The sequence below is a fragment of the Allobosea caraganae genome (assembly GCF_003351345.1).
Taxonomy (GTDB): Bacteria; Pseudomonadota; Alphaproteobacteria; order Rhizobiales; family Beijerinckiaceae; genus Allobosea; species Allobosea caraganae.
Map to the genome: position 1 here is coordinate 116,493 of NZ_QQTO01000012.1, position 22,989 is coordinate 139,481.

A 22,989-nucleotide genomic window follows, 5' to 3' on the forward strand; every position below is an offset into this window, starting at 1 on the left:
ACTGCTTCGCTACGCTCGCAGTGACGGTCTGCGCGCCACTGGCGCCATGTGATGCGCGAGCCGGCTGTCTACATCATGGCCAGCCGGCGCAACGGCACGCTCTATGTCGGAGTCACCTCGAACCTGTCGCTGCGAGCTTGGCAGCACCGCGAAGCAACATTGCCAAGCTTCACCAAACAATACGGTTGCAAGATGCTCGTCTGGTACGAGTATCATGAGCGCATGGACGAAGCGATTGCCCGCGAGAAGCAGATCAAGAGCGGCTCGCGCGCGAGGAAGCTTGCACTGATTGAAGGCATGAATCCAAACTGGCGTGACCTCTACGAAGAGCTGGCTCTATGAATTGAGGTCACCCTTGCGAGGGTAAGGGAAGCAGTCCAAATTGTTGTGCGGTTGCCCCTGGATTGCTTCGTCGGCTGCGCCTCCTCGCAATGACGGGTTCAGCCAAGCAGACGCTGGTCGGCGAGCTGGACCAGCTTGCCGCCGGCGATGGTCGCGAGCACGCGCGGCTGCAGAGCATCCTCGACGATGATCAGGTCGGCGCGCCTGCCGGGCGCGATCGCGCCGCGGTCGTGCAGGCCGAGCGCTTCGGCCGGGGCCTGCGAGACCAGCTTCCAGGCATCCGTGAAGCCCGCGGTGCCGTTGCGCGCCAGGATGAAGGGCGCGAGCAGCAGCGAGGGGTAGTAATAGTCCGAGGCCAGGATGGTGCAGAGCCTCTGCCCGACCATCTCCTCCGCGCCCGGACAGCCGGTATGCGAGCCGCCGCGCACGACGTTGGGCGCGCCGAAGACCGTCGCCTCGCCATGCGCGACAGCCTCGCGCGCCGTCTCCACATTCATCGGGAACTCGGCCACGGCGACGCCGAGCGAGCGGTACCAGCGCCGCATCGCCGGCGTCATGTCGTCATGCGAGAGAACCGGGACGCCAGCAGCCAGCGAGGCCTCGGCGAGCCGCGCGACCGAGTCGGGGATCTCATCCTTGCGAGCGTGGACGTTGTGGGCCAGCGCCATGAAATCGGCGTGCGACAGGCCGGTGCGCTCGACCATCTTGGCGATCTTGTCGGGCCGGCCGGTGTCTTTCAGGATGCCGCCGGTATGGTCGTTGAAGGCGAGCACGCCGACCTTGCCGCCGGCGAGCCAATCGATGATCTCCGCCTCGGCGTCGAGGTTGAAGATCTCATGGCGCAAATGGAAGCGCGTGTCGGCACCGAGCGCCGGCGACAGCCGCGTGATCGCCTCGACCAGCGAGCGGGCGTTTCCGGCCCCGCGCAGGCCCGGCTCCCAGGACCAGGTCACGCCGTGGAAGGCGGTGGTGATGCCGCAGCTCAGCATGGCGCGGTCGGCGTCGCGCAGGGCGAGGTCGATGTCGAAGGAGACGCCCGGGCGCGGCATGATGTGGCGCTCGAAGGCGTCGCCATGGCAATCGACGATGCCGGGCAGGACGAGCAGGCCGGTGGCGTCGAGGCGCAGCGCGCCGGCTGGGGCTGGAGCGTCGAGGGAGGCGATCTCTCCCCCCGCCGTCACGATATCGGCGCGCACCAGTTCGTCCGCGAGAACCGTCCCGCCCGTGATGTGAAGATTCACGCCCGCCTCCTCGATTTTGCCGGAGGCGGGCGCTTGGGCGCCGATGATGACGGCAGGATGACGAAGGCACGATTTGTCTAGACTATTTGCACCCACACGCTGCGAAGCGCCTCAGTAGACGTCCGCCTGATAGCGCCCGGCCTTCTTGAGCGCGGCGACATAGGCCACTGCCTCGTCGGCAGAGCGCTTGCCGTGCTCGGCGACGACATCGACCATGGCGCGCTCGACATCCTTGGCCATGCGCTTGGCGTCGCCGCAGACATAGAAATGCGCGCCCTGCTCCAGCCAGGCGAAGAGTTCGGCGCCGCGCTCGCGCATGCGGTCCTGGACGTAGATCTTGTCCTTGCCGTCGCGCGACCAGGCAAGGGTGAGGCCGTGAAGAACGCCCTCCTCCTTCAGCGCCGTCAGCTCGTCCTCGTAGAAGAAGTCGGTGGCACGGCGCTGATGCCCGAAGAAGAGCCAATTCCGGCCGGGGGCCTTCGTCGCCTTGCGATCATGCAGGAAGGCGCGGAAGGGCGCGATGCCGGTGCCGGGGCCGCACATGATCACCGGAATCTCCGGGTCCGCCGGCAGGCCGAAGCCATGGGCGCGCTGGACATAGACCGGCACCTTGTCGCCGGGAGAGACGCGCTCGCCCAAAAAGGTCGAGGCGACGCCCCAGCGCGGGCGCGTGCCGATCTTGTAGCGCACGGTGTCGACCGTCAGCGAGATGCGGCCGGGCGTGGCGTTGCAGGAGGACGAGATCGAGTAGAGCCGTGGCTGCAGCTCGTCGAGCGCCTCGACGAAGGCCTCGGGCGAGAGCCGGGCTCCGCCGAACTTGTGCAGGGCGCCGAGCACGTCGAGCCGATCGAGATCGCCATCCGGGTCCTCGCCGGCAGCGAGGCGTTTGGCCTTCTGGCGGGTCTCGCCGCCGGTGACATAGGAGATGAGCTGGAAGAGCGCATCCGGCGCCGGGCCGAGCCCGCGGTCGGCGAGCAAGATATCGCGCAACGTCTTGCCGCCGATAGCGGCATCGGGGCGCGCGCCCAGCAGTGCGATGACGGCATCGACGAGGCGCGGATCGTTCTGCGCAACGATGCCGAAGGCGTCGCCGACGACATAGTCGAGCCCGCTCTCGGTCAGGTCGAACTCGACATGCCAGGTCTCCTTCTCCGAGCCCTCGCCATTGAGCTTGCGGCGCGACAGAAAGGTGGCGAGCGCTGGATTCTCGCGCGAGCGGCCGGCGGGACCGGCCGGTGCGACAGATGCCGCTTCCGCGGGCACGGCAGCGGCAGGCGCGCTGCCGGCCTCCTCCGTCAGCGTCTTGAGCATGCGCAAGGTGTCCTTGCCGCCCGGCGCGCAAAGATTGAGCCTGCCTTCCTTGCCCTCGGCGATCGCGGCGGAATAGGTCTCGCAGACATAGCCGCACTGGCCGCAATCCTGCTGCGCCATCGCGGCAAAGAGCCGGCGCGGCAGCGGCTTGCCCTCGGCGAGCTTCATGCGCTCGGGCAGCTCCATGGCCGGGTCGTGCCAGGGCGCGCCATCATCAGCCTCGCCCATCACGGCGGCGTTCTCCGCCGGCGACAGCGCAGTGACGCCGGCATTGTCGAGCGAGAGCAGGCCGGCGAAGAAGCCGTTGAGCCAGGAGCGCTGCTCCTCGCTGAAGGGCGCGGTCTCGGGCAGGACCTGGACGAGCGGGTTCGGGCTCTGGACGGTCATGGCCGCATGCTCCGCTTTTCATGGCGCGGGAAGCGCAACGCTCCTCCCTCCCCCCGCTTGCGGTGGGGAGGGCTGGGGTGGGGGGGAGAGTCGCCAGGCTTCAAAGGTGAGCTTCCTCCTGCACGCCCCCCCAACCCTAACCCTTCCCCACCGCAAGCGGGGGGAAGGGGACCTGTCGCAGTGAAGAGCGCAGTCATGCCGCCTCTCCCATCGTATCGACCAGGGCCTTCAACTCGGCGATCTCATGACGGCGGGCGAAGGCGACGAAGCTCTCCTCCGGCGACGAGCGGTGTACCTGCCAAGTGCGCAGCACCTTCTCGACCAAAGCCGGCGCATCCTCGGCCCGGATGTTCTCCTGGAAGTCGCGCGCCATCGCGCCGTCGACGCCATAGCCGCCGCCGACCAGCAGGTGATAGCCGGGCACGGTGTCGCCCTCCTCGTTGACCGGCACCTTGGCGCCGATCAGGCCGAGATCGCCGATATAGTGCTGGGCGCAGGAATGATGGCAGCCGGTCAGGTGGATGTTGACCGGCGTCTCCAGCGCCAGCCGCTCGTCGCAATGGGCGGCGATGGCGAGCGCGTCCTCCTTGGTATGGGCGGCGCCAAACTTGCAGCCGGTCGCGCCAGTGCAGGCGATCAGCCCGGCGCGCAGGATCGAGGTCTCGGCCGAGAGGCCGCAGGCCTTCAGATTGGCGAGGACGTCGTCGACCTTTGCGTCCGGCACGCCGGAGATCAGCAGGTTCTGCCAGACCGTGAGGCGGATATCGCCGTCGCCACACTGACTGGAGATCGCGGCGAGCACGCGCATCTGCGCGGCGGTGAGCTTGCCGACCGGCAGGGCGACGCCGACCCAGTTGAGGCCCGGCTGGATCTGCCTGTGCACGCCGATATGGGCGAGGCGGTCATAGACCGGGCGCGGCTTCACGAACTCTCCGCCGACGCGGATCAGCCTGCGGCCAAGCTTCTCCTCGACGGCGGCCAGGAACTTGTCGAAGCCCCAGGCGTCGAGCACGTATTTCAGCCGGGCCTTGACGCGGTTGGTGCGATCGCCATTGGCGATGAAGACGCGCACGATCGCATCCGCCACGGCTACGGCATCGGAGGGCGCGGCGACGATGCCGGTGTCGCGGGCGAGGTCGTGATGGCCGGTGATGCCGCCGAGCGCGAGCCGGTACCAGATGCCAGCTTCGATGGCAGCGCCTTCGAAGCTGGCGCCCTCCCCGATCTCCACGGCCTGGAAGCCGATGTCGTTGGTGTCCTCCAAGGTCGCGATCGAGCCGGCGCCGTCGAAGGCGACGTTGAACTTGCGCGGCAGGCCGTAGAGCGAGCGGTCGTTGAGGATATGGTGGTGCCAGGCGCGGGCATGCGGCCTTGTGTCGAGCAGTTCGAGCGGGTCGATGCCCGCTGCGGCCGAGCCGGTGACGTTGCGAATGTTGTCGGCGCCGGAGCCCTTCGCGGTCAGGCCGAGATCGGCGAGGCCTTCGAGCAGGAGTGGCGCGTTCTCGGCGGAGATCTCGCGAATCTGCAGGTTGGCGCGGGTGGTGACGTGGCTGTAGCCGCCGCCTAAGCGCTCGGCGAGGTCAGCGGTGCCCTCGAACTGCCAAGCCTTCAGGATGCCGTTCGGGATGCGCAGCCGGCACATGTAGCTGTCCTGCGCCGGGGCGACGTAGAACAGGCCGTGATAGCGCCAGCGGAAATTGTCCTCGGGCTTGGGATAGGTGCCGGCGCCGGCCTGCTGCTTGAAGCGGGCATAGGCGTCGAACGGGTGCTCGGCCTGCTTCCATTTCTCCTGGTCGACCAGCTTGCCGCCGCCGGCGACCGTGCGCCCTTGCGCCTCCGCATGCTCCTTGTCGGGGCCGGCAGGCGCGGCGCTGCCGCCGCCTCCGGCGCCGCCGAGCGGGCCCAAGCCCCGCGCGGCGCGGGCCGACTGCATGCCGCTCATGAAGCCTTCGAGATAGCGCTTCTGATCGGGGGTGAAATCGCCGCTCATGACCTGTCCCGAAAGCTCAAGCGACCGGAGCCGCGGCTTCGCCCGCCGCAATCATCGCGCCGGACAAGGTGCCGTAGGCCGTGGTCCAGGCGTCCTTGACCTCGGGCGTGAAGCCTTCGCCGAGCCCCTGCTCCAGCGTCCAGAGCAAGGCTGCGCCGACCGGGACGTAGTGCGTCGCTTCCACGCCATAGCCGGCATGGCGCTCGGCCAGCCGCGTCACCGCCGGCATCAGCGCGGGCAAATCGTCGAGGCCACGCACGACGACGGCGAGCGTCGCCATCAGCTTGCGGCCCTGCTCGCTGATATCCGACTTGAACAGGGCGCGGGTCTCGGGCGCTATCTCGAAGAGCCGGCCGTAGAACAGGGCTGCGGCCTGATCGGCGATGGGCGCGACCTTGCCAAAACTGTCGCGGACGTTGGCAATCTGCTCAGGTGTCATGGAAGCCCCCTCATGCTGCCTCGACGAAGCGGTGGCGCTCGTAGAGGAATTTCAGGACGGCCTCGCGCGCCGCGATGTAGCTGCGGTCGGAGACCAGTTCGAGGCGCTTGCGCGGGCGCGCAAGATCGACCTGCAGCACCTCGCCGATGCGGGCGGAGGGGCCGTTGGTCATCATCACGATGCGGTCGGAGAGCAGCACGGCCTCGTCGACATCGTGGGTGATCATGATCATCGTGTTGCCGAGCGCGGCATGGATCTGCATCACCGAATCCTGCAGATGCGCGCGGGTCAGCGCGTCGAGTGCCCCGAAGGGCTCGTCGAGCAGGAGGATTTTTGGCTGCATCGACAGGCCGCGCGCGATGCCGACGCGCTGCTTCATGCCGCCGGAGATCTCGGCCGGGCGCTTGTCGCTGGCATGGCCCATCTGGACGAGGTCGAGATTGTGCATGATCCAGTCATGCCGCTCGGCCCGCGACTTGGTGCGGCCGAAGACCTTGTTCACGGCCAGCGCGACATTGTCGTAGACGCTGAGCCAGGGCAGCAGCGAGTGGTTCTGGAAGACGACGGCGCGCTCCGGGCCGGGTTCGCTGACCTCCTTGTCCTCCAGCAGCACCGCGCCTTTGCTCACCGGGGTCAGTCCGGCGATGATGTTGAGCAAGGTCGACTTGCCGCAGCCGGAATGGCCGATGATCGAGACGTACTCGCCCTTGTCGATGACGAGGTTGATGTCCTTCAGCACCTCGGTCGTGGCGGCGCCGCGCTGGAAGCTTTTGTCGACATGGTCGATCTTGAGATAGCTCATCGCATCCTCCTCAGTTGACCACAGTGCCGCGGGTGACGACCGTGCCGATGAAGGCGACGAGGCGGTCGAGGATGAAGCCGACCACGCCGATGTAGATCAGCGCCACGATGATGTCGGAGAGGCGCGAGGAGTTCCACGCGTCCCAGATGAAGAAGCCGATGCCGACGCCGCCTGTCAGCATCTCCGCTGCGACGATGGCGAGCCAGGACAGGCCGACGCCGATGCGCAGGCCGGTGAAGATGTAGGGCGCGGCCGAGGGCACCATGATCTTGAAGAAGAACTCGACCTGGTTGAGCCGCAGCACCTGCGCGACGTTGCGGTAGTCCTGCGGGATGTTGCGGATGCCGACGGCAGTGTTGATGATCACCGGCCAGATCGCCGTGATGAAGATCACGAAGATCGCCGAGGGCTGGCTGTCGCGGAAGGCGGCGAGCGAGAGCGGCAGCCAGGCGAGCGGCGGCACGGTGCGCAGCACCTGGAAGACGGGGTCGAGCCCGCGCATCGCCCAGATCGACTGGCCGATCAGCGCGCCGACGAGCACTCCGGCGATGGCGGCGAGGCCGAAGCCAATGGCGACGCGCTGGAGCGAGACCAGGATGCGCCAGCCAAGGCCGATGTCCTGCGTGCCGGCCCAGTAGAACGGCTCGGTGATCAGGTCCTTGGCCTCGTCCCAGATCTTGGTCGGCGGCGGCAGGGAGGATTGCGGGCCGGAGGCCGCGATCTGCCAGAAGAGCAGGATCAGCGCGACGGTGATGAGCGGCGGCACGACATTCTGCAGGATCGGCCTGAGCCACGGCAGGATGCGCGCCATCAGCGGCTTGCCCGCCGCTTGCGGCAGGCTGACGACCTGCGCCTTCGCGGCCGGCAATGCGACGATTTTCGCATCGGCCTCCTTCAAGACGGCCTGACCCATCCCGTTGCTCCTCTCGATCGCTTCGATGCTGGTGATGCTCATGCCGCCGCCTCTCCTGCCGAGGCCCCTTGGCGCTCGCTGGCGCCGATGCGCCGGAGTTCCGGCAGGCAGGAGCCGCAATTGGTGCCGGCCTTGAGCTGGCGGCCGATATCCTCGACGCTGACCTCGTTGCCGGCTGCGAAGGCTGCACGGATGGCATTGAGGCCGACGCCGAAGCAGGCACAAACCACCGGGCCGGGATCGGCCGCGCCATCGAGCCGGCGGCCGGCCAAGAGGGCAAGCCGGTTCTGCGGCGCAAAGTCGGGGTCAGCGAAGGCGGCCTTGACCGTGTCCCAGAGCGGTGCACGCGCAGCCGGGCCGAGGAACAGGGCGGCGACGAGCTTGCCGTCGCGCGTCGCGGCGCAGCGATAGATGCCGGCCTCGCGGTCGATCATCTCGACCAGCCCGTCCTCGCCGAAGAGGCTGCGGCTATGGGCCATCAGTTCCTCGGCCGAGGCGTCGGTGGCAAAGAGCCTGCCCTGCCCGCCTTCGACGGCGACCGAGGCCCACCAGCTTCCGGCCGGCAGCGCGGCGGGATCACGCGAGAGCACGAAGCCTCTGGAGGCATAGGCGACGGGGAGGATGCGCGAGGGCGTCGCCTTCATCTCGGGTTGGCCGGAAAAGGGATCGCAAAGCGGCTGCACGGCGGCGCCGATGCGGGCATGCGAGGCCGTCTCGGCCGACCAGTGAATCGGGGCGAAAAGCGAGCCCTGCGGGACGCCGGCATCGAGGGCGACCTTGAGCACGACAGCGCCATGGCCGTTCTCGATGCGGGCGAAGCCGCCAGCCGTGAGGCCGTAGCGGATGGCGTCGGCCGGGTTCACATAGACCGAGGGCTCGCTGATATGGGCGCCGAGCTTTGGGCTCAGGCCCGTGCGGGTCATCGTGTGCCACTGGTCGCGGATGCGGCCGGTGTTGAGGACCAGCGGGAACTCCTCACTCACGGTCGCGGCGAGCGCGGGCGTAGCCAGCGGCTTCAGGCTCGCGCGGCGATCTGGCGTGTAGAAATTGCCATCGGCGAAGAGCCGGGGCGTGCCGAGCGGACGCCCAGCCGGAACCGGCCATTGCACCGGGTTGAGCGCGTCATAGGCGCGGCGATCGAGCATCGAATGCGCGCCGATGTCGAAGTCGCGGCTGCCCTCGTTCTCGAAAGCCGAGAGCGTGGCGTGTTCGACATAGATCTCGGAAGCGTCGGGGTAGTTGAAGGCCTGGGCGAAGCCGAGCCGCCTGGCGACCTCGCAAATGATCCACCAATCCGGCCTCGCCTCGCCCGGCAGGGCTAAGAAGGCGCGCTGGCGCGAGATGCGGCGCTCGGAATTGGTGACGGTGCCGTCCTTCTCGCCCCAGGCGGCGGCGGGCAGGATGAAGTCGGGCTCGCCGCGCAGCGTGTCGTTGGAGATGACGTTCTCGGAGACGACGAAGAGGTCGAGCCCCTTCAGTGCCGAGAGCACATGGTCGGCGCGCGGCAGCGAGACAGCCGGGTTGGTCGCCATCACCCAGAGCGCCCGGATGCGCTTTTCGGCGACGGCGTCGAGCATGGCTACCGCCTTGAGCCCCTCGTGGCGCGCCATGTTGGGCGCGTTCCAGAAGCGGCCGACGCGGTCGATCTCGGCCGGGGTGTAGTTCATATGGGCCGCCAGCATGTTGGCGAGCCCGCCGACCTCGCGCCCGCCCATGGCGTTGGGCTGGCCGGTCAGCGAGAACGGCCCGCCGCCGGGCCGGCCGATGCGGCCGGTGGCGAGGTGGCAATGCAGGATCGCGGCGACCTTGTCGGTGCCCTGTGCCGATTGGTTGACGCCCTGGCTCCAGGCCGTGACCACGGCAGGCGTGCCGGCCCAGAGCGCGTAGAAGGCGGCGATATCGGCCAGCTTCAGCCCGGTATGGCTCGCGACCGCCGCCATATCGGGCGCGATGGCGCGGGCATTGGCCAGCGTCTCGTCGAAGCCCGCGGTGTGATTGGCGAGATAGGTCGCGTCGGTCAGGCCTTGATCAGTGAGATGGACGAGCAGGCCGGCGAAGAGCGCGCCGTCCGAACCCGGCTTCAGCGGCAGGACAAGGTCGCTATCCTCGGCTGTCGCGGTGACGCGCGGATCGATGACGACGACCTTGGCGCCGCGCTCGGCCCGGTTCTGCTGGATGCGGCGGAACAGGACCGGGTGGCACCAGGCGGTGTTCGAGCCGACCAGCACGATCAGGTCGGCGCAGTCGAGGTCCTCGTAGCTGCCCGGCACGGTGTCCGAGCCGAAGACGCGGCGCTGGCCGGCGACGGTCGAGGACATGCAGAGCCGTGAATTGGTGTCGACATGCGGTGAGCCGATGAAGCCCTTCATCAGCTTGTTGGCGACATAATAATCCTCGGTCAGGAGCTGGCCGGAGAGGTAGAAGGCGACGGCTTCCGGGCCATGCTCGGCGATGATCGTCTTGAGGCCATCTGCGACCGCATCGAGCGCGACGTCCCAGGACACGCGATCATAATCACCAGCGGCATTGCGCTTCAGCGGGTGCAGGACGCGGCTGCCGAGGCCGAGCGTCTCGCCCAGCGCCGAGCCCTTGGAGCAGAGCCGGCCGAGATTGGCGGGATGGGTCGGATCGCCCGCCACAGCCGCGCCGCCCTTGCCGTCCGGCAGCGCCAGCACGCCGCAGCCGACCCCGCAATAGGGGCAGGTCGTGCGGACCGGGCCGGCGCTGGATAGCGGGGCGTCGTGGCGCATGTCAGGCGGCCTCCCCGACGCAATAGGCCTCGCCGAAGGGCAGATCGGCGCGCATGGCCGTGATGTCCTGGCCGGAGCGGATCAGGCCGAGATAGAACAGCGCGCCCGAGGTCTCGCCGACGAGGATGCAGCCGACGAGCCTTCCCTCGCGCAGCACGAACTTGCGGTAGATGCCGGCGGCGCGGTCGCGCAGCACGACAAGCTCATCGCCCTCGCCCGCCTCGAAATCGCCAGCCGAGAAGACGCCGACGCCGCTGACCTTGAGGTTGGTCGCGAGCAAGGAGCCGGCATAGCTGGCGTCCTTGCCGGCAAGCCGCGCTGCGAGCACGCGGGCCTGCTCATAGGCCGGCTCGACCAGGCCGTAGACCTGGCCGCGATGCTCGGCGCATTCGCCGATGGCGAAGATCGCGGGATCGTCGCTGGCCAGGCCGTCATCGACCAGGATGCCGCGATTGGTTGCGATGCCCGCCGTCTTGGCGAGGCTGGCATTCGGCCGGACGCCGATGGCGATGACGACGAGATCGGCGGGGACGATCGTGCCACCTGCAAGCTCGACGCCCTCGACCTTATCCGTGCCGACGAAGCCCTTGGTGGCGGCGTTGAGGCGCACCGCGATGCCGCGCTTGCTCATCTCAGCCGCGAGCAGCGCCGCACCTTCGCCATCGAGCTGGCGTTCCATCAGCCGGTCGACGAGGTGCAGCAGCGTGACCTTGCCGCCGGCCCTGGACAGCCCATAGGCCGCCTCCAGCCCGAGCAGGCCGCCGCCGATCACGACGATGCGGGCGCCGCGCTCAGCATGGGCGCGCAGCAGCTCGACATCGGCGGTGTCGCGGAAGGTCGCGACGCCGGGCAGATCGATGCCGGGAAACGGCGGCTTCAATGGGCTTGAGCCGGTGGCGAGCACGAGCTTGGCATAAGGCAGGCTCAGGCCGCCTTCGAGCGCAATCGTCTTCGCCTCGCGATCGATCGCCGTGACGGCCCGGCCGTACAGCGTCGAGACACCCCTCGCCCGCCACCAGACGGCGGGCTTCAGCTCGATATCGGGCGCGCCGATCTCGCCCGCCAGCAGCGGCGAGAGCAGCACGCGGTTATAGGCGAGCCTGGGCTCGGCGCCGATCACCGCGATGGAATAGCGGCCGAGCGCGCGCTGGCTGAGCTCGTCGACCAGCCGCGTCGCCGCCATTCCCTTGCCGACGATGATCAGCGGTTCGGCCATCACTCCCTCCCCCCGCTTGCGGTGGGGAGGGTTGGGGTGGGGGGCAGTGCCGCTCGGCGCGACAACGCAGGTGGCACTCCGGCTTTACGCCCCCCCATCCCTAGCCCTTCCCCACCGCAAGCGGGGGGAAGGGGATGGCGGCGCGCCTCAGGGTTACGGTTGAGGGAAACTGAGCGGGCCATGGCTCAGGCGATCCGCTTGATCTTGAGGGCCTTGAGGTAGTCCATCGGCGCCGCCGGATCGAACTTCACGCCGTCGAAGAAGGTCTCGACACCGCGCGAGTCGCCCTTGGGCGCATTGGCGACGCCGAGCGTCTTGGCGGCCTCCGACCAGAGGTCGCTGCGGTTGGTCTTTTCGACCAGCGCCTTGATGTCCAGCGTCGGCTCGAACTTGCCCCAGCGGATGTTCTCGGTGACGAACCAGGTGTCGAGGCTCTTCCAGGGATAGGAGGCGGCGCCGCCCTCGCCCCAGAACTTCATGTAGAGGTTGGTGCCCTTGGCGACGCGGCCATTGCCGTAATTGATGTCGCCCTTGAGCCGGCCGATGATGTCGGCGACGGGCACGTTGAACCATTGCCGGCGGCCGACGATGTCGGCCAGCTCCTGCTTGTTGTCCATCTTGTCGGCCCAGATCTGGGCCTCCATGACGGCCATCAGGATCGCCTGCGTCGCCTTGGGATTGGCGTCGACGACGTCGGCGCGCATGCCCAAAATCTTCTCGGGGTGCTGGAACCAGAGCTCGCCCGTGGTCAGCGCGGTGTAGCCGATGTTCTGGTTGACGAGCTGCTCGTGCCAGGGATCGCCGACGCAGAAGCAGTCCATGGTGCCGACCTTCATGTTCGCCACCATCTGCGGAGGCGGCACGGTGATCAGCTTGATCTCGCTGTCGGGGTCGATGCCGCCGGCCGCGAGCCAGTAGCGGATCCAGAGATCATGGGTGCCGCCCGGGAAGGTCATGGCGGCGGTCAGCTCCTTGCCGGCCGCGCGCTTGCGCTCGAAGGCCGCCTTCAGGGCCGAGGCATCCTTCTGGACGTTCAAGTCCTTGTACTCGTTGGAGACCGAGATGCCCTGGCTGTCCTCGTTGAGGTTGAGCAGCGTGTACATCGGCAGCGGCTGGCCGTTCTGCATCACCTTGCCGGTCGAGTAGAGATGCGTCTTCGGCCGCAGGATGTGGCCGCCATCGATGCCGTTATTCTTGAAGCCGAGCGCCATGTTGTCGCGCGTCGCGCCCCAGGAGGCCTGCTTGGCGATCTCCATGTCGGGCAGGCCGTATTTGGCGAAGAGGCCCTTCTCCTTGGCGATGATCAGCGGCGCGGCATCGGTGAGCGCGATGTAGCCGAGGCGCGTGCCCTTGATCTCGGGACCGGCTTCCTGGGCGAAGGCGCCCGACGGAAACGCAGTCCTGGCTGCGGCGAGAAGCGCGGCGGCGCCGGAGAGCTTGAGCAGCTGGCGGCGGCTTGAACCTGAAACTCCGGCCTTCTGAACGGTCTTCGTCATCGATCGCCTCGTGGATGTGAAAGGGTTGGGCCCGCCATGCCGCCGAAAACGAAAACGCCGCGCGAGAGCGCCCTTGCGGGCCCAATCGACAGCGGCGTTGCTGTGCGTTCCGGTTCGAACTGGCGCGGGCAGCGTTGGCCGCGTCGTTAGAACCGATACAAAACGCGTGCCAGCCGGCGGCGGCCGGGCCAAGCGTTTGAATTGCTTTGGTTCAAGGCTGAATCAGCCGGGCGGGCCGAAGGGCCGATCTGCCCTTGTGCGTCGCACAAATGCGACGCAGATGCACAAAACTTGCGCAAGCCTGAAAATTCAGCGGCGGGCTTCGAACAGCGCCGGGCGGAAGACCAAGCGGGCGATCTCGGCGGCAGCGGGATCATCGCTGAGCTGCCCGGCGCGCCCCATCCCGGCCAGCACCCAGTCGGCATGGGCAGGGTCGGGGCGAATGGCGTCGGGGTCGAAGCGGATATAGTCGGGAACGTGGCGGGTCGGGCGATTGCCGCCCTGCGCGATCTCGCCGCGCAGCACGGATTCGACGATATCGGCGCGGGTGTTGAGCCGCTCCGGCGCGGCCAGCAATTCAGCGAGATGCGGCCAGTTGGCCGGGGAGTTCGCCCAGCGGCTGGCCTCGATCAGGGCGGCGTTGAGTTTTGAGACCGCCTCGCTGCGGCGCTCGACATCGTCGGCCCGCCAGGCCAGCACCTTTTCCGGGCAATCGGGCTGAAGATCGACGCCGCAATGCAGGATGGCGCCGATGCCGGTGGCGACGGCCAGCGTGTTCCAGGGCGCGCCGGCACAGAAGCCATCGACCTGGCCGCTGCTCAGCGCCTCCACGGTGCGCACCGGCGGCACGACCTCGAAGCGGACATCTTCGCCGAGCTTGACGCCACCCAGCGCCATCCACTCGCCGAGCAGGTAGGTGTGGCTGGAGAAGGCGAAGACCGCGGCGAAGGTCAAAGGCGGCAGGCCGGAGGCCTTGCGGGTCGCGACCAGCTTCGCCAGTGCCCGGGCCGAGACGGCGGGATCGGCGAGATCGCCCTGCGCCGCACGCGACAATTCCTCGAAGCGGCGCTGCGAGACGGTGATGGCGTTGCCGTTGAGGTTGAGCGCTATCGGCACCGCCATCGGTGCCTTGACACCGTTGAGGCCGAGCGTCGAGGCGATCGCGGCGGGCGCGAGCATATGGGCCGCGTCGAGCAGGCGGACATGCAGCTTGTCGCGCAGGTTCGACCAGGAGACGTCGCGCACCAGTTCGAGCGAGAGGCCTTCCGCCTCGGCGAAGCCCTCGTCGGCCGCAGCGACCAGAAGCGCGGCATCGACCAGCGGCAGGAATCCGACACGCAGATGCAGGGTCATTTCAGCACCTCGGCGGCTGTGATGATGGAGCGGGCGATCTCGGCGAGCTTGCGCTTCTCGTTCATCGCGGTGCGGCGCATCAGGGCGTAGGCCTCGTCCTCGCCGAGCCCTTTCAGGCGCATGACGATGCCCTTGGCGCGGTCGATCGCCTTGCGCTCCTCGAGCTGGGAGCGGGCCTCGTCGAGCTCCTCGCGCAGGCGGCGGAAGGCGTTGAAGCGGCTGATGCAGGTCTGCAGGATCGGCTTCAGCCGCTCCTTCTTCAGGCCGTCGACGATATAGGCGGAGACGCCGGCCTCGACCGCCGCCTCGATCGAGGCCGTGTCGGACTGGTCGACGAACATGGTGATCGGGCGCTTCACGTGGCGGCTGACCAGGAACATGTCGGCCAACGCGTCGCGGCTCGGGTCCTCAAGGTCGATCACGACCACGTCGGGATCATGCGCCTCGATCGCGGCGACGAGCCCATTGGTCGCGCCGATGCGGACGAGGTCGGTGAAGCCGGCCTCGCGCAGGCCCTCGTCGATGATCGCGGCGCGGACGGGGTTGGCGTCGACGATCAGGATTTTGAGGTCCGGCTTCATGTCCGCGATCTATGCCTTGCACCCGCAGGAATGAAGCCGCCGCCCTCAACCCGCCAGGATGGCGACCCCGGCCAGAACCAAACCACCGCCGGCGACGCGCGCCAGCAGCGGCGCTCGCGCGGCAAGTCCGCTCGCCAGCACGAGGCCGACGCCATGCAGCGCCGCGGTCGCGACGATGAAGCCGAGCGCATAGCTGAAGCCGCTGGCATTCTCGGGCAGCTCGGCGCCATGGGCGAAGCCGTGGAAGATGGCGAAGAGGCCGCAAGCCAGCGTGCCGGCCGCGAGCGGCGGCGAGAGCCTGAACGTGATCGCAAGGCCCAGCATCACAACGGAGATGGCGATGCCGATCTCGACGCCGGGCAGCGCTACGCCGGACATGCCCCAGATGCCGGCGGCGACCATCATGCCGACGAAGGCGACGGGGTAGGCGATGCGCGCCTTGCCGCCGACGAGCCCGGCCCAGAGGCCGACGGCGACCATGGCCAGGATATGGTCGAGCCCGGTCAGCGGGTGCAGCAGGCCGTGGGCGAAGCCGTCGACCGAGCCGTGGCCGGTATGGGCCAGGGCGGGCGCAGCCGCCGCCATCGTCAGGAGGAGCGCGAGCGCGCCGGTGATCCGCTTCGTCATCGTCAGTTCCCTCAGCCTTGCGCGGCGGCTCGGAGCCCGCCCGCCGTCTCGATGAAATCCACCACCACGTCGACCCCGTCACCCGCCCGCGTATTGGTGAAGACGAAGGGGCGCTTGCCGCGCATGGTGCGCGAATCCCGGTCCATCACTGCAAGATCCGCACCGACATATGGCGCAAGATCGATCTTGTTGATGACGAGCAGGTCGGAGCGGGTGATGCCCGGCCCGCCCTTGCGCGGGATTTTTTCGCCCGCAGCTACGTCGATGACGTAGATCGTGATGTCGGCCAGTTCGGGCGAGAAGGTCGCGGCGAGGTTGTCGCCGCCGGATTCGATCAGGATGAGGTCGAGCTTGGGGAATTTGGCTCGCATCTCCTCGACCGCGGCGAGGTTGATCGAGCAATCCTCGCGGATCGCGGTATGCGGGCAGCCGCCGGTCTCGACGCCCATGATGCGCTCTTCCGGCAGGGCGCCGGCCACGGTCAGCAGGCGCGCATCCTCCTTGGTGTAGATGTCGTTGGTGATGGCGCAGAGGTCGTAGCGATCGCGCATGCGCTTGCAGAGCACCTCCATCAGCGCGGTTTTGCCGGAGCCGACCGGGCCGCCGATGCCGACGCGAAGCGGGCCGTGGGGTGAGCTAGTCATGAGCGGAACAGCCTCGAATACTGGGTTTCGTGACGCAAAGACGCCAGGTCCGAGCGAAGCGCGCAGCCGCCGAGATCGTCGAGCGTCGCGGCCTCGGTGCGTGCGGCGGCCTCATGCAAGGACGGCACCAGCCCGGCGATGATCCTCTGCCCGTCGGTCTGGCCGACGATGCCGAGCCTGACCGAGGCCGAGACGAGGTTCGCGACGAAGCCGAGCGCATAGGCCTCCAGCGCCGGGCGCAGCGGCACGTCATGGCCATTGGTGGCGACGGCGACGGCGACGGGATAGGCGACGTCGCCATCCCAGGCCGCGCGCAGCCGATCAAACGATGCGCAGGGCCAGGCGGCACGCCCGGCCAGGATGAAGGCATTGCCCTGCGTCACCGTCTCCAGCCGGCGCTCGGCGGAGTTGGCCAGGGCCAGCGCCAGTTCGGCGATCTCGGCGAGCGCGGCCCCATCCCCCTCCCCGCAGGCGCGCCAGGCGCAGGCGAAGAGCACGAGGTCATTGTGCAGCGAGCCGTGCGTGACGAGCGCGTCGAGCCAGTCGCGCAACGTCGCGGCGTCGGTGAGGTCGCCGGCCTCATGGGCCCATTCGAGCCCATGCGAATAGGCGAAGGCGCCGACCGGGAAGGACGGCGAGAGCCAGACCAGCAGCGGCAGATGGGCGTGAGACATCAGCCCTCAATGGTCGTGCTTGTGGCCCTTATGCGCATGCTCGGCGCCGTGATGGTGGCCATGATCGTGCTTGTGGTCGTGGTCATGGCCGCAGCCGCAATCGGCGCCATGGGCATGCGCGTGATCGTGCTTGTGCTCGTGGCCATGTTCGTGCGCGTGCTTATGGTCGTGGCCGTGGTCATGAGCCTTGTGATCATGGTGTTCATGGCCATGATCATGATGGTCATGGCTGTGATCGTGACCGCAGCCACAATCTGCACCGTGGGCATGATGCTCATGGCCGTGATGATCGTGACCACTATGGTCATGGCCCGCGTGATCATAGGCGCCGCGCTCCGGCTGGAACGGCCGCTCGACCTCGCTCATGGCGCAGCCCTGGCCGCGGATCATCTCGGCGAGGACATGGTCGTTCTCGATATAGATCGCATCGGCCGTGATCTCGGCCGGGGTGTGGCGGTTGCCGATATGCCAGGCGACGCGCATCAGGCGCAGCGGGTTCTCGGCACGTATCTCCAGCAGGCGCTGCGCCGCGGCCTTGATCAGGACAAGCCGGCCGTCCTCGAGCTTGACGGCGTCGCCATCGTTCAGCGCGGTCGGCTTGTCGAGGTCGAGCAGGATGTCGAGCCCGCCATCGCCCTTGAGCGCGACGCGGCGGCGGTTGCGGTCCTCATGGTCGAGGGTCAGCGTCTCGACGACCTTGTCCTGCTTGACCGCGGCCTTGCGGGTGACGGAGGTGGCGCGCAGCATGATCGTGAACCTGTGCGAGATGGATCAGAGGCGATCGACCGATCGCGGTTCGATCACTTCGATCACCGGCGGAGCCGTGACGCAAGCCCCTGCGACATCGAGGAAGGCCCGCAGGTGCGGCTGCTGCAGGTGCCGGTCGACATGCTCGCGCTGCTCCCAGCTCTCGATGCAGACGAAATGCCCGGGCTCGGTCAGGCTCTCATGCATGTCATAGGCGAGGCAGCCATGCTCGCGGCGCGTCGCGGCGATGCAATCGCGCGCCGCAGCGACGAAAGCCGCACGGGCATCGGGCCGCACCCGCGCCCGCGCGATGACGATAACCGGATCGGACATGCGGCCTTGCCTCCTACGTAGCCGGGGCCAAGCGCCCCGACCGGATACGCATGAGACTCGACCAAGGATGCAGGGCGCGCGATGCCGGCTTTACAGATGGTAAACAGACCGCTCGCGACGCGTACGGCGCAGACCGGAGGCACCGACCTAGTAGCAGAGATGGTGTTTGCGCCGCCAAGTTTGGCAGCAGCGCTCAGCGCGGCAGCGCCTTCACATCGGTGTCGAATTTCTTCAGCAGCCGCGAGCGCTCGGCCGGGCTGCCCCAGCGCGGCGTGTCGTAGTCGATCAGCTTGATCTCCGAGAATTTCGGCGCGTCCGGCGAGAGTTCGGCGTTCTTGTTCGAAGGGATCGAATTGATCTTCAGCTTGGCGTTGATGTTCTGCGCCTCGGGCGAGAGCGCGAAGTCGAGGAACTTGCGGGCCGCCTCCGGGTTCTTGCCGCCCTTGATGATGGAGACCGAGCCGGTCTCGTAGCCGGTGCCCTCGCAGGGGGCGAAGGTCTTGACCGGCGCGCCCTGCAATTGCTGCGTCAGCATGTCGTGGATGAAGGCGATGCCGACCGTGGTCTCGCCAAGCGCCGTCGCCTTGACCGGGGCGATGCCGGATTTGGTGTACTGGTTGACGTTCTTGTGCAGGGCCTTGAGGTAGTCGAAGCCTTTCTCCTCGCCCAAGCGCTGGACGGTGGTGGCGAGGAAGACATAGGCCGTGCCGGAGGAGCTCGGATCGGCGATCTGGATCTCGTCCTTGAACTTGGCGTCGAGCAGATCGGCCCAGCATTTCGGCTCGGGCAGGCCCTTCTTCTTGAGAAGCTCGGTGTTGTAGCCGACGCCGAGCGCGCCGAGGTAGATCCCGGCGGTGCGGAACTTGGACTGCTCGGCATGGCGCTGCGCCCATTCGTGCAGTTCGGGCAGGCGCGGTGACTTGTACTCGTCGAGCAGCCCCTCGTCCGCCGCCTGCAAATGCGGCTCGCCGGGCCCGCCCCACCAGATATCGCCGCGCGGATTCGTGGCCTCGGCCTTGACCTGGGCATAGACCTCGCCGGTGCTCTTGCGCACCATCGCGACCTTGATGCCGGTCGAGCGCTCGAACATCGCCGCGCCCTCGCGGCACTGCTCTTCGAGGATGGAGCAGTAGACCGTGACCTGGCCCTGCGCCGTCGCAGGCTGATGCGCAGCGATGAGCGCCGCGCCAGCGAGCCAGAACCACGCCTGGCGGGCAAAACGGAAACGAGTCATGGGCCTCTCCCTGGCAATTTTTATTTGCCAGCAAAGAAGCGGATCGCAGGCCTGCAAGTCAATATGCCGGCCGCAAGCAGGGGATTATTCCCTGGCAAAACGGCGAAATCAGCCATTTCAGAACAGGAAATACCGCTGCGCCAGCGGCAGTTCCTTCGCCGGCTCGCAAACCAGCAGCTCGCCATCGGCGACCACCGCATAGGTCTCCGGGTCGATCTGGATGTCGGGCGTAGCGTCGTTGTGGATCATGCTCTTCTTCGAGATGCCGCCGCGGGTGTTCTCGACCGCGACCATCTCCTTCTCGGTGCCGAGGCGGTTCCTCAGCCCGTTCGCCATGGCGGCCTGCGAGACGAAGACCAGCGAGGTCGAGGTCACGGCCTTGCCGAAGGCGCCGAACATCGGGCGATAATGCACCGGCTGCGGCGTCGGGATCGAGGCGTTGGGGTCGCCCATCGGCGCGGCGGCGATCATGCCGCCCTTGATGATCAGGTCCGGCTTGGCGCCGAAAAAGGCCGGCGACCAGATCACGAGATCGGCGAGCTTGCCGATCTCGACCGAGCCGATATGGCGGGAGATGCCGTGCGAGATCGCCGGGTTGATCGTGTATTTCGCGACATAGCGCTTGGCGCGGAAATTATCGGCGCCGGTGCCGACATCCTCCGGCAGCGGGCCGCGCTGGACCTTCATCTTGTGAGCGGTCTGCCAGGTCCGGGTGACGACCTCGCCGACGCGGCCCATGGCCTGGCTATCCGACGACATCATCGAGAGCGCGCCGAGATCGTGCAGGATGTCCTCGGCCGCGATGGTCTCCTTGCGGATGCGGCTCTCGGCGAAGGCGAGATCCTCCGGGATCGACGGCGAGAGGTGGTGGCAGACCATGAGCATGTCGAGATGCTCGTCGAGCGTGTTGACGGTGAAGGGCCGCGTCGGGTTGGTCGAGGAAGGCAGCACGTTCTCCAGGCCCGCGACCTTCATGATGTCGGGGGCATGGCCGCCGCCGGCGCCCTCGGTGTGAAAGGCGTGGATCGTACGGTTCTTGAAGGCCTTGATCGTGTCCTCGACGAAGCCCGACTCGTTCAGCGTGTCGGTATGGATCATCACCTGCACGTCATAGTCGTCGGCGACCGAGAGGCAGTTGTCGATCGCGGCCGGGGTCGTGCCCCAGTCTTCGTGCAACTTTAGCGCGCAGGCGCCGGCCTCGACCATCTCGACGAGCGCGCCGGGCAGCGCCGCATTGCCCTTGCCGGCGAAGGCGAGGTTCATCGGGAAGGCGTCGGCGGCCTTGATCATCTGGCCGAGATGCCAGGGGCCGGGCGTGCAGGTCGTCGCGAGCGTGCCATGGGCCGGGCCGGTGCCGCCGCCCAGCATGGTGGTGAGGCCGCTCATCAAGGCGTCCTCGATCTGCTGCGGGCAGATGTAATGGATGTGGCTGTCGAAGCCGCCGGCGGTGATGATCTTGCCCTCGCCGGCGATGACCTCGGTGCCGGGACCGACGATGATCGTCTCGGACGGGTCGAAATTGCCGAAGCCGGCCTGGATGTCGGGATTGCCGGCCTTGCCGATGGCGCAGATGCGGCCGGCCCTGATGCCGATATCGGCTTTGACGATGCCCCAATGGTCGAGGATCAGCGCGTTGGTGATGACGGTGTCGACCGCGCCGTCGGCATTGCGGACCTGGGACTGGCCCATGCCGTCGCGGATGACCTTGCCGCCGCCGAACTTCACCTCCTCGCCATAGGTGGTGAAGTCCTTCTCGACCTTGATGACGAGCTCGGTGTCGCCGAGGCGCACCGTGTCGCCGGTGGTGGGACCGAACATCGCTGCGTAGGCATTGCGGGGAAAGGCGAAGGGCATGGGAGAGCCTCAGGGTCGCAGGGGCGAGAATAGGTCGGTCATCCCGACGGCATCGCCGTCGAATGTCAGCGTGGTCGAACAGCCGGATGCAAGATTCGTCGCACCGATCAGGCAGTCCGGGAACTGCGCCTTGCCGTTCTCGAAAAAATCGAGTGCCCGCTCCACAAGATCGGCACGTTCGACGACGAAGTCGGGCGCCTCGATGACGTGACGCAGGCGCATCGCGATCTCGTCCCGCTTCAACCGATAGCGCCGCGCCAGCGTCCAAGCGAACTCGCTGAGTACGATGTGGTTGACGAACAATGGCTCGCCAACTGCCTCGTCGAGCAATCGCTCGACAACAGCGGTTTGACCGGCGTCCGACAGATCGACCGTGCGCAGCAGGATGTTGGTGTCGATCCCCCGCATCAACGCGCCAACCGGACGCGTTCTTCCTGCGCATTCATTTCTTCAGTAATGGCGTCTTCGATATCGGCTTGCGTCAATGGCCGCCCCAAGGTCAGAGGCGGCACGGTCTCGCGCAGCTCGCGAATGCTCCGCCGCCGCCTCGGCGCGACCGTGAGCGTCTTGTCGTCGCTCAGTTCGAAGCGCAGCTCGTCGCCCGGCCGCAGGTCGAGCGCCTGACGGATTTCCACCGGCAAGGTGAACTGGCCCTTCGAGGTCAATGTGCTGGCTGCCTTGATCATTGCGGACGCCTTTCGTCAGAAGATCGCCTTACCGTAGCACGCTCCTTACACGCTTAGAAGTAAGGAGCCGTCGGCGCAGCCGCAACCTGGGCCGATCGATTACTCGTTCTCCGCGGCTGGCGATGCTGGCCCGTCCGGCTTCCGGCGCGCCGGCTTCTTCTTCGCTGCAGGCCTGGCCTTGGCAAGCCGCTTTGCCTGATCGCGCTGGGTATCCTGCAGGATCTCGAGCTGGACCTGCTGGATTTCGGCCAGGCGCTGCCATTGCTTGGTGATGAGGTGGTCGATCTTCTCGTGCAGATGCCGGATTTCTAGCTCGGCCTTGAGATTGACCTGGTAGTCGTTGGAGGAGCGCAGCCGGTCCTTCTGCTCCTGCCGCTTCTGGCTCATCATGATGATCGGCGCCTGGATGGCGGCGATGCAAGAGAGCACGAGATTGAGCAGGATGAAGGGATAGGGGTCGAAGGCGCCCGTGCCCTGGAGCACGTTGATCACCATCCAGACGAAGATCACGCAGCCGAAGCTGATCAGGAAGGCCCAGGAGCCGCCAAAGCTCGCGAGCCCATCGGAAAGGTGCTCGCCGAGGGTGCGCTTCTCGTCGAAATCCTCCTCGACATTGGCCGCGATCGTATCCTGCCTGGCGATGCTCTCGACGACCTCGCGGTCGAGGTCCGAGTACTCGCCGTGCTCCTCGCGCAGGATCTCCTCGACATAGCGGGTGCGATAACGCGCCAGCTCGGTCTTGCTGATCAGGCTGTGCTCGGTGAGCTGCGGGAAATCGACAAGGATGCGCTCGGCGAGCGAGGGGCGCAGCGTCTCCAGCGGCACGAGGTTCTTGCGGCTGGTCTCGACGCCGGAAATGGCGCAGACGCCGCGCTTCTTGCCGTTTCCATCGAGAGGCGGGCGTGGCGGTTCAACGATCTCCGACATCGGCTCTTCCCGGATACTGCGGCTGTAGGCACTATTCGACGATCGCGAAGCCGGCGTCTACCGGCGCGCCCCGGTCGAATGTCAGCGTCCGCTGACAGCCGGCTTGACGGTTCAACATGCCGATCAGCGCATCGTTGAAGCCGCCGCCTTCGCGCTTGACGAGTTCGAGCGCTGCGGCGACCTCTCCATGCGCCTCGATCTCGAAGCTCGAGCCGTGCAGCAGCGTCTCGATCGCGAGATGGATGTCGCCAGGCCCGGCCCGATATTTCCGGATTAGGCTCCAGGTGACCTCGGCCAGGACGACGAGGTTGATGTAGCCCCGCTCCGCGGGTGTGAGCTTTCCCAAAATGTCGCGCGCCTTCGGCGATTGCACCGGGTCGTCATCGGTCAGCGCACGCAGCAGGATGTTAGAATCCAGCCCGATCATGCGGCGCGGGGCGGC

23 protein-coding genes are annotated in these 22,989 nt (G+C 67.3%); 1 reads left to right on the forward strand and 22 read right to left on the reverse strand.

The window, feature by feature from the left end; translation table 11 throughout:
* Window positions 1-51 precede the first annotated feature (51 nt).
* Window positions 52-342 carry a GIY-YIG nuclease family protein gene (locus DWF00_RS06145; protein ID WP_114830553.1) on the forward strand — a complete coding sequence of 97 codons (291 nt, stop codon included), beginning with the start codon at window positions 52-54 and terminating at the stop codon, window positions 340-342.
* 98 nt (window positions 343-440) lie between these two features.
* Here the strand turns inward: DWF00_RS06145 and DWF00_RS06150 are convergent, their stop codons facing one another.
* The 22 genes from DWF00_RS06150 to DWF00_RS06255 all read right to left on the reverse strand — a co-directional run bounded on the left by DWF00_RS06150 (window position 441) and on the right by DWF00_RS06255 (window position 22,974).
* Entirely contained in the window at window positions 441-1,583 is a 1,143-nt protein-coding gene (locus DWF00_RS06150) for an alpha-D-ribose 1-methylphosphonate 5-triphosphate diphosphatase (protein WP_114830554.1), read from the reverse strand.
* Between the two features lie 111 nt (window positions 1,584-1,694).
* Window positions 1,695-3,281 carry a sulfite reductase subunit alpha gene (locus tag DWF00_RS06155; RefSeq protein WP_114830555.1) on the reverse strand — a complete coding sequence of 529 codons (1,587 nt, stop codon included), beginning with the start codon at window positions 3,279-3,281 and terminating at the stop codon, window positions 1,695-1,697.
* A 193-nt stretch (window positions 3,282-3,474) separates the two neighbouring features.
* Entirely contained in the window at window positions 3,475-5,271 is a 1,797-nt protein-coding gene (locus tag DWF00_RS06160; protein WP_114830556.1) for a NirA family protein, read from the reverse strand.
* A 16-nt stretch (window positions 5,272-5,287) separates the two neighbouring features.
* Window positions 5,288-5,710, reverse strand: a complete 423-nt coding sequence (locus DWF00_RS06165) for a globin family protein (RefSeq protein ID WP_114830557.1) — start codon at window positions 5,708-5,710, stop codon at window positions 5,288-5,290.
* 10 nt (window positions 5,711-5,720) lie between these two features.
* On the reverse strand, window positions 5,721-6,512 hold the full coding sequence (locus DWF00_RS06170) for an ABC transporter ATP-binding protein (RefSeq protein ID WP_114830558.1): 792 nt from the start codon (window positions 6,510-6,512) through the stop codon (window positions 5,721-5,723).
* Window positions 6,513-6,522: 10 nt separating this feature from the next.
* Window positions 6,523-7,425, reverse strand: a complete 903-nt coding sequence (ntrB, locus tag DWF00_RS06175) for a nitrate ABC transporter permease (protein WP_114830713.1) — start codon at window positions 7,423-7,425, stop codon at window positions 6,523-6,525.
* A 38-nt stretch (window positions 7,426-7,463) separates the two neighbouring features.
* Window positions 7,464-10,175, reverse strand: a complete 2,712-nt coding sequence (locus tag DWF00_RS06180) for a nitrate reductase (RefSeq protein WP_114830559.1) — start codon at window positions 10,173-10,175, stop codon at window positions 7,464-7,466.
* 1 nt (window position 10,176) lies between these two features.
* A complete protein-coding gene (locus DWF00_RS06185; protein WP_114830560.1) occupies window positions 10,177-11,391 on the reverse strand; it encodes an NAD(P)/FAD-dependent oxidoreductase in 1,215 nt (404 codons plus the stop codon).
* A gap of 185 nt (window positions 11,392-11,576) precedes the next feature.
* A complete protein-coding gene (locus tag DWF00_RS06190; protein WP_114830561.1) occupies window positions 11,577-12,887 on the reverse strand; it encodes a CmpA/NrtA family ABC transporter substrate-binding protein in 1,311 nt (436 codons plus the stop codon).
* A gap of 309 nt (window positions 12,888-13,196) precedes the next feature.
* A complete protein-coding gene (locus tag DWF00_RS06195; RefSeq protein WP_114830562.1) occupies window positions 13,197-14,240 on the reverse strand; it encodes a CmpA/NrtA family ABC transporter substrate-binding protein in 1,044 nt (347 codons plus the stop codon).
* Window positions 14,237-14,821 carry an ANTAR domain-containing response regulator gene (locus tag DWF00_RS06200; RefSeq protein WP_114830563.1) on the reverse strand — a complete coding sequence of 195 codons (585 nt, stop codon included), beginning with the start codon at window positions 14,819-14,821 and terminating at the stop codon, window positions 14,237-14,239. Before DWF00_RS06200 ends, DWF00_RS06195 begins: the two co-directional genes overlap by 4 nt.
* A gap of 45 nt (window positions 14,822-14,866) precedes the next feature.
* Window positions 14,867-15,448: a HupE/UreJ family protein gene (locus tag DWF00_RS06205; protein WP_114830564.1), complete on the reverse strand. Its 582-nt coding sequence runs from the start codon at window positions 15,446-15,448 to the stop codon at window positions 14,867-14,869.
* Window positions 15,449-15,459: 11 nt separating this feature from the next.
* The gene (ureG, locus tag DWF00_RS06210) at window positions 15,460-16,092 is read right to left on the reverse strand and encodes an urease accessory protein UreG (RefSeq protein WP_114830565.1); all 633 of its coding nucleotides are present in this window, start codon (window positions 16,090-16,092) and stop codon (window positions 15,460-15,462) included.
* Window positions 16,089-16,766 (reverse strand): urease accessory protein UreF, encoded by a 678-nt coding sequence (locus DWF00_RS06215; protein WP_114830566.1) that lies wholly within the window; start codon window positions 16,764-16,766, stop codon window positions 16,089-16,091. The genes ureG and DWF00_RS06215 overlap by 4 nt, the downstream gene beginning before the upstream one ends.
* Window positions 16,767-16,772: 6 nt before the next feature.
* Entirely contained in the window at window positions 16,773-17,513 is a 741-nt protein-coding gene (locus DWF00_RS06220; RefSeq protein WP_114830567.1) for an urease accessory protein UreE, read from the reverse strand.
* A 24-nt stretch (window positions 17,514-17,537) separates the two neighbouring features.
* The gene (locus tag DWF00_RS06225) at window positions 17,538-17,846 is read right to left on the reverse strand and encodes a putative quinol monooxygenase (protein ID WP_114830568.1); all 309 of its coding nucleotides are present in this window, start codon (window positions 17,844-17,846) and stop codon (window positions 17,538-17,540) included.
* A gap of 193 nt (window positions 17,847-18,039) precedes the next feature.
* On the reverse strand, window positions 18,040-19,080 hold the full coding sequence (locus tag DWF00_RS06230; RefSeq protein WP_114830569.1) for an ABC transporter substrate-binding protein: 1,041 nt from the start codon (window positions 19,078-19,080) through the stop codon (window positions 18,040-18,042).
* Between the two features lie 117 nt (window positions 19,081-19,197).
* Window positions 19,198-20,934 (reverse strand): urease subunit alpha, encoded by a 1,737-nt coding sequence (gene ureC, locus DWF00_RS06235; RefSeq protein WP_114830570.1) that lies wholly within the window; start codon window positions 20,932-20,934, stop codon window positions 19,198-19,200.
* Window positions 20,935-20,943: 9 nt separating this feature from the next.
* Entirely contained in the window at window positions 20,944-21,342 is a 399-nt protein-coding gene (locus DWF00_RS06240; RefSeq protein ID WP_114830571.1) for a PIN domain-containing protein, read from the reverse strand.
* Window positions 21,342-21,620: an AbrB/MazE/SpoVT family DNA-binding domain-containing protein gene (locus DWF00_RS06245; RefSeq protein ID WP_114830572.1), complete on the reverse strand. Its 279-nt coding sequence runs from the start codon at window positions 21,618-21,620 to the stop codon at window positions 21,342-21,344. The genes DWF00_RS06240 and DWF00_RS06245 overlap by 1 nt, the downstream gene beginning before the upstream one ends.
* Before the next feature lie 99 nt (window positions 21,621-21,719).
* Entirely contained in the window at window positions 21,720-22,547 is an 828-nt protein-coding gene (locus tag DWF00_RS06250) for a DUF1003 domain-containing protein (RefSeq protein WP_114830573.1), read from the reverse strand.
* A gap of 31 nt (window positions 22,548-22,578) precedes the next feature.
* Window positions 22,579-22,974, reverse strand: a complete 396-nt coding sequence (locus tag DWF00_RS06255) for a PIN domain-containing protein (RefSeq protein WP_114830574.1) — start codon at window positions 22,972-22,974, stop codon at window positions 22,579-22,581.
* Window positions 22,975-22,989: the final 15 nt, after the last annotated feature.